11 protein-coding genes and 1 pseudogene are annotated in these 12,248 nt (G+C 66.8%); 3 read left to right on the top strand and 9 right to left on the bottom strand.

Annotated elements, in window-relative coordinates:
- The 4 genes and pseudogenes from ACODT5_RS00005 to ACODT5_RS00020 all read right to left on the bottom strand — a co-directional run.
- A partial coding sequence (locus ACODT5_RS00005; protein WP_422517041.1) for a GP88 family protein occupies window positions 1-508 on the bottom strand: 508 nt, incomplete at its 3' end.
- Complete coding sequence (locus ACODT5_RS00010) at window positions 505-918, bottom strand: hypothetical protein (RefSeq protein ID WP_422517042.1); 414 nt, start codon at window positions 916-918, stop codon at window positions 505-507. The genes ACODT5_RS00010 and ACODT5_RS00005, both read right to left, overlap by 4 nt.
- Window positions 919-993: 75 nt before the next feature.
- A complete protein-coding gene (locus ACODT5_RS00015) occupies window positions 994-1,488 on the bottom strand; it encodes a hypothetical protein (protein WP_422517043.1) in 495 nt (164 codons plus the stop codon).
- Between the two features lie 527 nt (window positions 1,489-2,015).
- Window positions 2,016-3,352: pseudogene (locus tag ACODT5_RS00020) on the bottom strand (IS630 family transposase).
- A gap of 128 nt (window positions 3,353-3,480) precedes the next feature.
- Between ACODT5_RS00020 and ACODT5_RS00025 the strand changes: the two are divergent.
- Complete coding sequence (locus ACODT5_RS00025) at window positions 3,481-4,629, top strand: IS630 family transposase (protein WP_422517044.1); 1,149 nt, start codon at window positions 3,481-3,483, stop codon at window positions 4,627-4,629.
- Here the strand turns inward: ACODT5_RS00025 and ACODT5_RS00030 are convergent.
- Window positions 4,613-5,086, bottom strand: coding sequence for a hypothetical protein (locus tag ACODT5_RS00030; RefSeq protein WP_422517045.1), 474 nt, complete (start codon window positions 5,084-5,086; stop codon window positions 4,613-4,615). The genes ACODT5_RS00025 and ACODT5_RS00030 overlap by 17 nt on opposite strands.
- Before the next feature lie 250 nt (window positions 5,087-5,336).
- Here ACODT5_RS00030 and ACODT5_RS00035 point away from each other — a divergent pair, with 250 nt between their 5' ends.
- The gene (locus ACODT5_RS00035; protein ID WP_422517046.1) at window positions 5,337-5,777 is read left to right on the top strand and encodes a gamma-glutamylcyclotransferase family protein; all 441 of its coding nucleotides are present in this window, start codon (window positions 5,337-5,339) and stop codon (window positions 5,775-5,777) included.
- A gap of 142 nt (window positions 5,778-5,919) precedes the next feature.
- The gene (locus ACODT5_RS00040) at window positions 5,920-6,861 is read left to right on the top strand and encodes a class II glutamine amidotransferase (RefSeq protein WP_422517047.1); all 942 of its coding nucleotides are present in this window, start codon (window positions 5,920-5,922) and stop codon (window positions 6,859-6,861) included.
- Window positions 6,862-6,935: 74 nt separating this feature from the next.
- Here ACODT5_RS00040 and ACODT5_RS00045 read toward each other — a convergent pair whose 3' ends face one another.
- The 4 genes from ACODT5_RS00045 to ACODT5_RS00060 form a co-directional block, all read right to left on the bottom strand.
- Window positions 6,936-8,561, bottom strand: coding sequence for an amidoligase family protein (locus ACODT5_RS00045; RefSeq protein ID WP_422517048.1), 1,626 nt, complete (start codon window positions 8,559-8,561; stop codon window positions 6,936-6,938).
- The gene (locus ACODT5_RS00050; RefSeq protein ID WP_422517049.1) at window positions 8,558-9,100 is read right to left on the bottom strand and encodes a hypothetical protein; all 543 of its coding nucleotides are present in this window, start codon (window positions 9,098-9,100) and stop codon (window positions 8,558-8,560) included. The genes ACODT5_RS00045 and ACODT5_RS00050 overlap by 4 nt, the downstream gene beginning before the upstream one ends.
- A 14-nt stretch (window positions 9,101-9,114) precedes the next feature.
- Window positions 9,115-10,662, bottom strand: coding sequence for an amidoligase family protein (locus ACODT5_RS00055; protein WP_422517050.1), 1,548 nt, complete (start codon window positions 10,660-10,662; stop codon window positions 9,115-9,117).
- A gap of 99 nt (window positions 10,663-10,761) precedes the next feature.
- Entirely contained in the window at window positions 10,762-12,246 is a 1,485-nt protein-coding gene (locus ACODT5_RS00060; RefSeq protein WP_422517051.1) for an amidoligase family protein, read from the bottom strand.
- Window positions 12,247-12,248: the final 2 nt, after the last annotated feature.

A 12,248-nucleotide genomic window follows, 5' to 3' on the forward strand; every position in this document is an offset into this window, starting at 1 on the left:
CCAGGCTGTAACACCACAGGAAATTTTCTGGCGGATTTGGGACGACCAAGCGTTGGAAACGACTTACGGCCTTTGTGTAGCAGTAGAAATGCCTACCAGAAGGGGCGTTCCGAATGATTCTCAGCCAACATTTTAGGTAATCGTCGGAAAAGAAATCACCGGAGTCATGCAGCCTGATCCACTTCCCTTGGTATCGCTTGTGGCCAATTTCCTCGGCCATCTGGTCTTCCCAATCGGCGAGCCTATGCGTCACCATCCACATGTTCCGTTCGTGCGCCCCCAGCACGACTGGCCACCTATAGGTTCCCACTCGGGCGTAACACAACTTCGCACACGCGCCGGCCTCCGGGCAGGCGTTGTACGTCGTGCCGTCCGGGAAGCGCCCGGCCCAGGCGGGGAGCGGCCAGTTGAAGATCTTCTCGGCCCGCAGCTGCCTGTTCTGCGTCAGAAGCCATCGGCGGGCAGGGCTCTTCGAGTGGGGCTGGTCGGGGCTGGTGGTGGAGTTCATGCTGTGCTTTCAGGCTGGTCAGAGAATGCGGAATCGGCCGGGCAGTCGGCATGAGGCGCGGCGCAGGCGTGCACCCCGAACTTGGTGATGCCACCCGGCGTCATCACCGCCAGGTACGCAAGCCCCAAATCCAGCTGCGTGCCTGCCACAGCCGTGCGCTTCGCGTTCACGAACTGGAGGGCATCACCGAGGCTGCCGATCGCCGCGGCGGCTTTGGCCCGGACCGCGTCCAGGGCGTGAGCCGGCATCTGGCTCACCTCCAACATGGCAAGTGGCAGCGCGAACAGAAGATGCTCGGTGAGCCCGTCGTGGAAGACCTGCTCTCGCTCGGTCAGCCGACGGACAGCCGCGACCTGGACGACGGTGATGCGCCGCTCGACCGGCGAAGACGGGAACGGGGTGGGGTTCATCGGTACTGCTTCCATGTGACTTGCCGTGGTGCGCGATACCCGCGCACCACGGATCAGGCTGTCGTCTGTCGATCGCTACTCGCGCAAAATTGAGCAGCCGTCGCGATGGGCGGGCGAGGTGCGATATCTGGGGGACTCGATGAGGTTCGGCGCGTTGGTGAGCCAGTCGCCGTAGTCGGCCAGGGTCCTGATGTGCATGGTGGGAACGGCTGCGCGGCACCGGGGGCACGGTCCGATGGCGCTCAGGGTGAATCGCCGGTCAATGTCGTACGCGGCGAGGAACTCGCGGGGATCAGGGCCTTCCGAGATCCGTAGTCGGATGGCCCGGGCCACGGAGTCCTCGTCCATTCGGTGAAGGCTGTCCGCGCGGCTGGTGACGGCGACCCATCGTTGCAGTTTCAGGACCCGGCGCAGCATGGACCTCGCACGGTCGGCCGTGGCGAACTCGGCGTATGGGGATGCCCAGTTGCCGACGCTGTCTGCACGGCCGCTAGCTTCCCGCTCACGGGCGGCGCGAATCGCTGCCTGGTCGAGCCGGCCGAGGCCGCGGGCGCTCATGATGAACCGCAAGGTCGACTCCTTGTGGTGTGGGAAGAATTGGGGGATGGGCCCGGGCGGCCAGGGGGGAGTGGCGCGCCCGGGCCCGGAGCCTCCGCCCGCTGGGAGGGGCGGCGGAGGCTGAGCCGCACGAGGCGGCTCCTTCACGGTGGTAGGGAGGCGACGGACGCGGCCCGTCACATATCGCAACTCTACAGTGGTAAATTCAATTAGGCAATAGACGGGCTTCATTGGCGCTCGTTACCCACGCCTCGCGGGGGCTGTCGCCCTCGCTCCGTGGCCCACCCGGAGTGTGGCCCGCGTGCCGCCTCATCGCCCGGGCTGAGTGATCGGCCTCGGTCGACCTTGGGCTCGAAGGTGACCTCGGTGGCGCGACGAGGGTTCTCGGCTCGATCGACGCACGCAAGGCGAAGTCCGCGCGCCGAGCCGCGTGTGGGCGGAGCGGGCTGGGCGCCCGCGGTCAAGGCTGGGGTTGGCGGCAGACCCGGCCCCTGTGTGGGCGATGAGGGAGCTAGTGTCCTGCGCCGGAAATCCCAGGGTTAAGTCTGCGGCTGGTTGTTGGTGGCTGGTGGGTTGATTTTGGTGAGGTAGTCGGCGAGGGACTTCAGGATCTCGTCGGCGCTCTTCGTCCAGGTGAAGGGCTTCGGGTCCTGGTTCCAGGTCTCGATCCAGGCTCGGATGTCGTCTTCCAGTGCTTTCACCGAGGTGTGGACGCCTCGACGGATGAGCTTGTCGGTGAGGAGGCCGAACCACCGCTCGACCTGGTTGATCCAGGACGAGCCTGTGGGGGTGAAGTGGACGTGGAAGCGGGGGTGTTTGGCCAGCCACGTCTTGATCTCGGGGGTGTTGTGGGTGGCGTAGTTGTCGCAGACCAGGTGCACATCAAGCTCGTGCGGCACGGCCTTGTCTATCGTGATCAGGAACTTCTTGAATTCCTTCGCGCGGTGACGGCGGTGGAGTTCGCTGATGACGGTGCCGTCGGCGATGTTGAAGGCGGCGAAGAGACTGGTGATGCCATGTCGTGGGTGCGGCGCTCGGGCATGCCCGGCATCATCGGCAACACCGGCTGCGAGCGGTCCAGAGCCTGGATCTGGCTCTTCTCATCCACGCATAAGACCACTGCCCGTTCCGGCGGATTGTGGTAGAGCCCGACGACGTCGACGACCTTGTCGACGAACTGCGGATCGGTGGACAGCTTGAAGGAATCCTGCAGGTGAGGCTTGAGGTCGAACCGCTTCCAGATCCGGCCGACCGTCGATTTCGACAGCCCCGTGCGAGCGGCCATCGAGGCCCGTGACCAGTGGGTGTCCCGGCCCGGAGTGGACTCCAGCGTCGCCACGATCACGTCCTCGACCTGGTCGAGGAGGATCGAGGACGGCCGGCCCGGCCTGGGCTCATCGGCCAGACCGTCCAAACGGTCAGCGATGAAACGACCGCGCCAGCGATCCACGGTCGAGGTGTCGACACCAAGCTCGACCGCGGCCTGCTTGTTCGTCCCGCCTTCCGCGCAACGCAGCACGATCCTCGCGCGAAGCGCCAGGTACTGGGCGGTCTTCGCGCGCCTCGCCCACCGGATCAGCTGGTCACGTTCGGCCTCACTCAGAACCAGATCGGCCTTCGGCCGGCCGATACGCGCGGCATCCTCGAGCCCGGCCATCCCCTCAGCCGCGAATTTCCCACGCCATTTCCTCACCGTCGCGGCGGTCACGCCGACCTCCACCGCCACCCGCGCGTTCGGCGCCCCACCCGCACACGCCAGCACGATGCGCGCCCGCTCCGCGAACCGCGGCGCCACCGCCCCACTCGCCCAACGAGACAACTCCGCGCGTTCCTCATCGGATAGGCGGACTTCAACGGCACGAGGACCCGGCGACATGGAAACAGGCTACAGACTTAACCCTGAAATTTCCGGCGCATCACACTAGAGCTGTGACCGGGAAGGTTCGCCGGGTTGTTCCTGGTGCTGGTTGGAAATGAGTTCTCCAAGCAGCGTGGGGAGGCGGGATGGCGAAACCGGTCCGGGTTCGCGGGCTGACGGAGCAGGAGGGCCAGAAACTCCAGCACATCGTCCGGCGGGGCAGCACGAGTTCGGTGCAGTTCCGGCGGGCGATGATGCTCCTGGCCTCGGCCGGCGGAAGCACGGTCCCCGTCATAGCCCGCCTGGTCCAGGCGGACGAGGACACCGTCCGCGGCGTGATCCACAAGTTCAACGAGATCGGGCTCGCATGCCTGAACCCTCGCTGGGCGGGAGGCCGTCCCCGCCTTCTCGATCGTGACGACGAGGACTTCGTCATCCAGACGGCCACCACCCGCCCGACCGTGCTGGGCAAGCCCTTCACCCGCTGGTCGATCCGAAAGCTCGCCGACCACCTGCGGCGCAACCGTGCCCGGCCCGTCGTCATCGGCCGGGAGGCCCTGCGGTGCTTACTCGCCCGCCGCGGGATCTCCTTCCAGCGCACGAAGACCTGGAAGGAGTCCCCAGACGCGGCCTTCGACGCGAAGCTCGCCCGGATCGAGTACGCGATCAACGAGCGGCCGGACCGCACGTTCGCGTTCGACGAGTTCGGGCCCTTGGGAATCCGCCCCACCGCCGGCTCCTGCTGGGCTGAGCAGTCCCGGCCCGACCGCCTGCCGGCCACCTGCCGGCGCACCCACGGCATCACCTACTTCCACGGCTGCTACTCCGTCGGCGACGACCAGATGTGGGGGACCAACCGGCGCCGCAAAGGCATCGACCGCACCTGGGCCGCCCTGAGAACCATCCGGGCAGCCCGCCCGGACGGCGCCCCCATCTACGTGATCCTCGACAACCTCTCCGCCCACCTGAACTGGAGAATCCGCAGGTGGGCGGACTGGAACAAGGTCGAACTGTGCTTCACCCCGACCTACGCCTCCTGGGCCAACCCCATCGAGGCGCACTTCGGACCACTGCGGCAGTTCACCCTGGCCAACTCGAAGCACCCCAACCACACCGTCCAGGCACGGGCCCTGCACGCCTACCTGCGCTGGCGCAACAAGAACGCCCGCCACCCCGACGTCCTCGCCGCCCAACGACGCGAACGCGCCCGCATCCGCAGCGAGAAAGGCATCCGATGGGGCGGACGCCCGCTCGCTGCAGTAGCTGCCGGGACGAAGATCAGGACCGCGGCTTGAGCCTGACCAGGCGCACCGGCTCGCCGTCAAGCATGAGCTCGTCGATCAGGCTGTCGGTGATCTCGTCATGATCAACCTGCGGGAGATCCAGGGTGATGTGGAAATCGCGGAGTGCAGAGCGGATCTTCCCAGCCAGACCGGCGTAACCGGGGGTCTCCGCCGGGTCCGCCGCGATGACCAAGCGCGCCTCACGAGGTGCATCAATGCCGGTCACTGACACGTCGAAGCTTGCGGCGATCCCGGCCTCATCCGCTGCTCTCCGAGCCGCGTCCATCAGCGCGATTGAGGCCAGATACTCCTTCACCTGGTCCCTGCTGAATGCCGGGGCAACGCTCCGCCACACCGTCATGGCTGGGGCTCCGGAGCGGAACGCACTCGTCATGGTGTCGACCAAGGCGCGCTTAGCCCCCAGGTAGTTGTCAAGCTCAGGCCGGATGTCGTCAATCTTCGTCGCCATGCCTCAAACCATACTCGCGAGACTGAATCCAGTCCAGACTGAATTCAGTCTCGCTTTGAGGGGGGTATCTCGGCATCGGTTTCTACCGGTGAACCTTTCCGGTCACAGCACTAGCGGCGCGTTGGTCAGCGGCCGGCCAGGCGCGCCCCATCGAGCATCTTGTTGTGTAATTGGAAATGTTGCTGTACAGTTGGAGCTATCAACGCCGGAGCAGATAGCCGGCGAGCAGCACAGAAGGGTGGGGAACGACTTGTTCACCACTGATCAGAAGCCCGTCTTCGTCTACGGCACGCTCCGTGCCGGACAGGGCAACTACCTGAACATCCTCGAGGGAACGACTGTTCAGGAGCGCCCGGCGACCCTGAACGGATACACCCTCTTCGGGTCTGGTGTCCCTTTCGCTGTCAAGCGCGAGGGCCGGATCGTGGTCGGTGAGGTCATGGACGTGAACCCGCGCCTGTGGTCCACCGTGCTCACCCGACTCGACCGGCTTGAGGGCTACCGAGGCGAGGACCGCGACAACATGTACGACCGCGAGGTCCGTACCGTCACCCTCGCCGACGGCAGCGCGATCAACGCGTACGTCTACCTCGCGAGCGAGTCGTCCCGCACCTGGTTCACCGACGCTGAGGAGATCCCCGGAGGGGACTTCGTGAAGGCCGAATCCGGGCACCCCCGGCGCTCCTGGTAGCCACAATGCCACCGAAGCCCTCTTCCTCGGGCGTCGGTGGCTCAATCCCATGAAACCCGTCAGGCCGCGCGCGGCGCGGCCTGACGGCTTGAGCAGTGCACCTCGGCCCCATCCGGATGCCGAGGCGAAGTAAGGAACAACCATGTGCGGTCTGTTCGGAATCATCCGCAACCAGACCTGTGATCCCACCCGCGCAACCATCATGTGCGTCGCCCTGGGCCAACTGGCCGAGGAGCGGGGCAAGGACTCTGCGGGGCTGGCGTTCGCCACCTCGGCGACCAAGGAGCTCGACCGGCGCCCGGTCACAAACCGTCGCGATGTGACGGCTGGCGGCTGGCGCATCATCAAGGGATCTGGACGCTTCCGGGACGTTTGGAAGCCCGCGTACAGCAGCGCGCTCGATGCCGCTCCGGTCGCTCTCGGACACACCCGCTGGGCCACCCAGGGCGCGAAGACGCTGATCAACTCCAGCCCACTGCAGGTGGGACAGCTGATCGGCACCCACAACGGTGACGTGGATACCTGGCCGCTTCGGTCGACCTTCGACCTCCCGCGACCAACCGGTGACACCGACACTGAGGTCCTGTACCAGGCACTGGACCAGGCTCGCGGGGTCATCCTGCCCACCCGTGATGTCCTGGAGTCCACTGTGGGGCGGGCTGCACTGGCGTGGATCGACCGGCGCTGGCCGCAGCTGGTCATGCTGGCGCGCACGGCGGTGAGCCCGCTCTCCGTCGCCGTCGACACGGACGGAAACCTGTACTGGGCGTCAAACCCGGGCTGGTTCGAGACGGCGGCCCGCGCGGCGGGCGTCTCCATCGCGGAAGTGCTGATGGTTCCGGAGGGAACGCTAATGATGGTCGACTATTCCTCGGGCGCTCCGGTCCCCGTCGACCGGCGGACGTTCACGGCGACGGCCCGTGCGAAGGACGACCGTCTGGCGCACATCGTCGCTTACCGGGGATTCAGCCTGGACGACGAGCTGGCCGACCGGGACGTGTGCGGCCACCGCACGCTCCGTGAACCCCAGCGGTCCCGGTCCATCCCGACCGTCCCGCCGACCCTGTGGCTCTCGCCCAAGTAGGGAGTTGCGACCCGCGAAAGGGGGCCGGGGCACCGCTTCAAGCGGTGCCCCGGCCCCCTTTCGCCGTTGTGATATCAGTACTGGCCGTTGTGCCAGCGAGTGCCGGCGAACAGCGCGGTGACCTGGGCCCGGTTCTCCTCCCGGCTGAAGATCCTGTCCACCATGCTGCGGAACGACTGCGTGGTGCTGGCCCACGCGTCACCGCTCAGCCGTCCGCGCCGTCCCGTTACAGCCGCCGCCTGGCGGTGGTGACCAACGCGTTGCCGCGCCGGCGGCGCAGTGGTGCCGGCCTCACGCAGTGCCGCGTCCGTCAGGCCCAGCGACACGTTGACCTGCGCCTGGATGGTTCCCGGGTCCAGCGATCCGTCCCACATCCGGAACTCTGCGTGGTCGCTATCCCGCCCGTTGACGGACTGGAAGTTCAGCCCGATGTGGTGGCTGTTGTTGTATCGCTGCACGGCTGACACCGAGGTGTACGGACTTGAAGGCTGCTGGTTGGGGGTGCACCAGTTCAGGCCGCGGTGACGGTCACTGGCCGGGTTCTGGGCAATCCGGTAGATGACGTCCTCGTAGCCGGCCACCGTGTTGATCAACTGGTTGTGGTTGGCGACGGTGTGATCATAGTCGGGCACCGCGACATGGACGTGGCCGCCGGTGCGCGCGTTGGCGATGCCACCGTTGCGCCGCACGATCTCGCACACCTGGGCCAAGTTGTTCCAAGTCTGCGGTTCGTCATAGAGGATCGGCGAGACGATTTCGCCGGCCACCGTGCTGTCGCTCTCCAGTCGCCATGCGTTCGGGTCATCGGTGTATCCCTCACGCGCGGACTGGTGCCATCTATGCATGTGCGCGTCGGGTGCTATGCCGGCCTCGTGCAGCTCACGCGCGATCCGTTGGTTGGCAGCCTGTTGCTCCGAGTAGGACATCGTTGACGGATAGTCGTACTCGATCTCGACCCCGAACGCACGTCCCCCGTCGCGCGCCCCGAGCCCACCGGTGGCGTTCTCCGTCAGGTACGGCACCAACTGTTCGCCCGCTCCCCTGCGCTCACGGGCTTGGTCATACGCCTCCTGGAAAGCGTCCATGTCCTGCGCGTACGACCGCACGGCAGGCCGAGCCGCGCGCTCGGCGCGCGCCTGTTCCTGGGCGGCGATCGAGGCGGCGTGCTCGGCCGCCACCTCGCCGAGGACCTCCTGGGCAGCGGCCCGGTCAACACCCGCACGGCTGCTCGAGGCGAACTGCTCCTGCACGAGGCTGGCCAGCACGGTCTGGTGGGCGCAGATGCCGTCCTCATCGCCAGCATGCCCGGCGCCGCCGGTGCATTGCAGGTTCTCCGGGCTCACCATCAGTTGGCCTTCGGGGCCGCGGGTGATCCGTACGTCACCCTCGATGTAGTGACGCCCGCTCTCGTCGGCGACGGCGCCCCCGAGGGTGACGAGGGCATCTTGATCGTCAGTCACCTGCCCCTGGATGATGTTCGGGCTGCGGGGCAGGAACACCAGGTGGCCGTCTTCATTGATCACGTAGGTGTTCAGGATCGGCGCGTCGGCAGGGGAGGTATCGAAGATCCGTACCTCCGGGCGCGGAGCCCGTTCCTCAATGGTGAGCGGCGCGGCTTCGGCGACAAGAGTGTCCGTGCCGCGCGTCGGCGCGACGCTGTGGTGCTGGTGGTCTATGCGACTTCCTGACCCCATACTCATGCCCCCCGGAGGTTCGGCGGCAGCGCACCTTGGTCTGCCGCCAAGTGGATGACGCCTGCCTGATGCAGCGACACCAACAGGCTCCATTCGTCGTCAGGCTCGATCCAGATCAGCGCCTCGTCCGGCCCTTCAGGGCGGGCTAGGCGGCCGGCCGGCTTGTAGAACGTGGTGACCAGGACGAGCGGGACTGGGGCGTCCCAGTGACTCTGGATCGGGGGAGTGTCCCGGGGGGCAAGGATGGCGTGCTGCTGCTCCGCGGTGCACTGAGCGAACTCGTCCGATGCCGCGAGCAAGGCCTGCAGCTGGACCTGGAGGCGCAGGGCGAGCCGGATGCGGGCGGCTGCTTTGTCCTTCGGGCTGATGAGTTCGGGGTACTCGGGGATGAGACCTTGCAGGAGCCCGGTCGGGGTGTCGGAGTATCCGCGCCAGCTCCCACCGTCGTAGATCATCTCGAAGACGTAGGTGCTGCCGTCCTCCTTCGTCGGGGGGGCCAGCGGCGTGGCGGCGGACGAGGCGTTGCGGGTGCGGACGAAAGCCATGAGATCTCCAGTGCCTAACGCTGTTGCCAGCGGGTTTCGTGGAACAGGGCGGTTGCCTGCGCCTTATCCTCGGGGCGCTGGAAGAGCGCGTCGACCAGGTGCCGGAAGTTGGCGGTGGTCGTACGCCAATCGTCACCCGACAGCCGCCGACGCTCGCCGATTCCAGCTTGGCGCCGCTGCCTGCGGTGGCTGCCCAGCGGCATACGGGCGTCGGGGAGGGCAGAATCCTGCCGGACCGCCGCGGCAGCTATCCCCAGGGACAACTTGACCTGCGTCTGGATCACGGAAGGGTTCAGCGAGCCGTCCCACAACCGGAACTCCCCGTGTGCGCTTTGCCCACCAGCCCTGGCTCCAATCAGGTTCACGGCCATGCCGTGGTATGCGTCAATACTCGTGATCCGCTCATACCCTTGAGACGGGACCGAGTTGGGACTGCACCAGCGAGTACCGCGGTGTCGATTGCCCTCCGACGCCGGGTTCTGTGCGAGCCGGTACAGGACGTCTTCATGGGCGGCGTACGTCTGCATGAGCCGGGTGTGGTTGGCGACGTCGTGGTCGAAGTCGTGCATGCCCACGTGAACATGACCGCCGGTGCCGAACGACGCCCGCCCGCCGTTGCGCTCGATGATGTCGCAGGCAGCTGCGAGGTTCTGCCAGGTCTGGGGCTCGTCGTAGAGGATCGGTGAGACAAGCTCGCCGGCCACCGTGCAGTCCTCTTCCAACCGCCAAGCGTCCGGTGCATCGGTATATCCTGCCTGCGCCTGGGCGTGGTAACCGTACTGCTCCGCGGAGCGGGACAGACCAGCCTCCTGCAGCTCACGGCCGATGTTCTGGATGGCCTGACGCCGGTCGACGCCAGGCTGGATGTCGAACTCGATCTCAACGCCGAACCCGCGGCCTCCTTCGCGAGCCCCAAGCCCACCGGTGGCGTTGTCCGTCATGTAGGGAATGACCTGTTCTCCGCCTGCCGCTCGCTCGCGGGCGGCCTCGTAGTCGCGCTGGAATGAGTCGAAGTCGCCGGTGTAGCTGACGGTCTCTGCCGTCGGCCACTGTTCGCGGGCCTGTTCCTGAAGCGCAACGGCTGCCTGATGTTCCGCCGCGACCTCGTTCATAACCTGCTGAGCGGCCGCGCGCTGAACAGCACGATCATCGGGGGACAAGCCCACCTCGGATTGGACCTCGCGCTGGGAGGGGATGCCGTTGCTGATCGCTGACCGGAGAGCTTCCACCGCCTCGGGGGTCGCCAGCCCGGAGCTGGCTGCGTCCCGCGTGTCTCCGTCCGGCCGGTCGGCGTCCTGGATGAGCCCGTGGCCATTCCACAGGTCGTACTCGTTGCGGAGGCGGTCGCGGATGCCCCAGTACTCCATGGCCTCCTCCATGGGCGGGCCCCAGTCCCCGCCGACGGCCTCCCAGCGCGCCTGGATCTGTAGGGCGCGATCGATCAGCTCCCGCTGACCCTCGGGCATCAGGTCGACGTTGCTGCTCGGGGCCTCGACAGTCAGCCCTGCTGCAGTCGTGGCAACAAGGTGGTGCTGGTGGTCGATCCTGCTGCCGGATCCCATGTGTCAGGTCCTCCTCACGGGTCGTCGGGTGTCGGGTCCTGTGATGCGAGTGGCGTTGATGGGGCTTCTGCCGTGGTTAGCGGTCATGTGTCCTCAGATTCATTGCCAGCGGGTGATGGCAAACAGTGCGGTGGCCTGCTCCATTTCCTGCCGGCGGTGGAAGATGTCGTCGATGAAGCGCCGAAAGCCTCGGCTGTCGGCTTCGAGAGCGTCGGGTGGCAAGCGCTGTTGGGGCCTCCAGCCGTCCTCGTACAACTGCCGACGGTGGCTCCCCAGCGTCATCGGCGGGCCCTGCCTGCTGCGCCGAGCGGGGGAGTTCCCTTGCCGAACAGCCGCAGCAACCATCCCCAGGGAGACGTTGACCTGGGCCTGGATGATGGCGGGATTGACGGAGCCATCCCACAGCCGGAACTCGCCGTGGTCGCTGCGCTCGCCGCGAGCCGCGCTCAGATTGACGGCCATGCCGTGCTGGGCACGTGCCACCACGTCGGCCAGGGACCGGTAGCCGGTCCCTGGCACGCTATTGGGTTCGCACCAATCGATGCCGCGATGGGAGGCGTGCGGAGCGTCCGGATTGGCTGCGAGCCGGAACAGGACGTCCTCGTGGTCGCTGTACAACTGCATCAACCGGTGGTGGTTGGCTACGTCGTGGTCGTAGTCGTGCAGGCCCACGTGGACATGGCCGCCAGTCCTCTCGCTGGCGCCGCCCCCGTGGCGCTCAACGATTTCGCATACGGTGGCGAGGTTCTGCCAGGACTCGCGCTCGTCGTAGAGGATCGGCGAGACGATCTCGCCCGCCACGGTGGAGTCCTCCTCCAGCCGCCAGGCGTTGGGAGCGTCGGTGTAGCCGGCGTACTGCTGGGAGTGGTAGCCGTGCTGGTAGCGGTCACGGGCAAGGCCGGCGTCGTAGAGGTCACGGCCGATGGCGCGCAGGGCCTCGTCACGGTCGTCGTAGTCGCCGTCGGTGTCGAATTCGATTTCCAGGCCGAAGCTGCGGCCGCCTTCGCGGGCGCCGAGTCCGCCGGTTGCGTCGTCGAGCAGGTAGGGGACAGCTTCGTCGCCGCGGGTCGCGCGTTCCCAGGCAGCCTCGTAGACGCTTCGGAACGCGTCGAACTCGTGCTCGTAGCTGACTTCCGGGGCGTCGGGCCATCGGTCTCGGGCCTGGAGGGACATCGCGATCGCGGCATGGTGCTCGCCGGCGACTTCGTCGAGGACCAGTTGCGCCGCGGCGCGCTGGACGGGGACGCTGGCTGACGGTGCGTCGACGAGATCAGACAGGGCCGGGGAAGATTCGTGCGCGTCGGCGTCCTCGGGCTCGGCATCCTGGATGAGCCCATGCCCGTTCCACAGGCCGTACTCGTTGCCTAGACGGTCGCGCAGGCTCCAGTACTCCACGGCGTCTTCGGGGGTCGAGGCCCCGTTGCTGGCCTCCCAGGTTGCCTGGATCTGCAGGGCGCGATCGATCAGCTGTTGCTGGTCCTCGGGCAGGAGGTCGACGCCGCCGACGGGGGCCTGGATGGTCAGGGCTGTTTCGGTTGTGGCGACGAGATGGTGCTGGTGATCGATCCTGCTGCCCGAGCCCATGG

The organism is Streptomyces tatrensis (assembly GCF_049310065.1).
Taxonomy (GTDB): Bacteria; Actinomycetota; Actinomycetes; order Streptomycetales; family Streptomycetaceae; genus Streptomyces.

Excerpts from the sequence above, each read along its gene's own strand:
- ACODT5_RS00050 (WP_422517049.1), bottom strand. The coding sequence starts at position 9,100 with ATGGCTTTCGTCCGCACCCGCAACGCCTCGTCCGCCGCCACGCCGCTG.
- ACODT5_RS00040 (WP_422517047.1), top strand. The coding sequence starts at position 5,920 with ATGTGCGGTCTGTTCGGAATCATCCGCAACCAGACCTGTGATCCCACC.
- ACODT5_RS00025 (WP_422517044.1), top strand. The coding sequence starts at position 3,481 with ATGGCGAAACCGGTCCGGGTTCGCGGGCTGACGGAGCAGGAGGGCCAG.
- ACODT5_RS00055 (WP_422517050.1), bottom strand. The coding sequence starts at position 10,662 with ATGGGATCCGGCAGCAGGATCGACCACCAGCACCACCTTGTTGCCACG.
- ACODT5_RS00030 (WP_422517045.1), bottom strand. The coding sequence starts at position 5,086 with ATGGCGACGAAGATTGACGACATCCGGCCTGAGCTTGACAACTACCTG.
- ACODT5_RS00045 (WP_422517048.1), bottom strand. The coding sequence starts at position 8,561 with ATGAGTATGGGGTCAGGAAGTCGCATAGACCACCAGCACCACAGCGTC.
- ACODT5_RS00060 (WP_422517051.1), bottom strand. The coding sequence starts at position 12,246 with ATGGGCTCGGGCAGCAGGATCGATCACCAGCACCATCTCGTCGCCACA.
- ACODT5_RS00010 (WP_422517042.1), bottom strand. The coding sequence starts at position 918 with ATGAACCCCACCCCGTTCCCGTCTTCGCCGGTCGAGCGGCGCATCACC.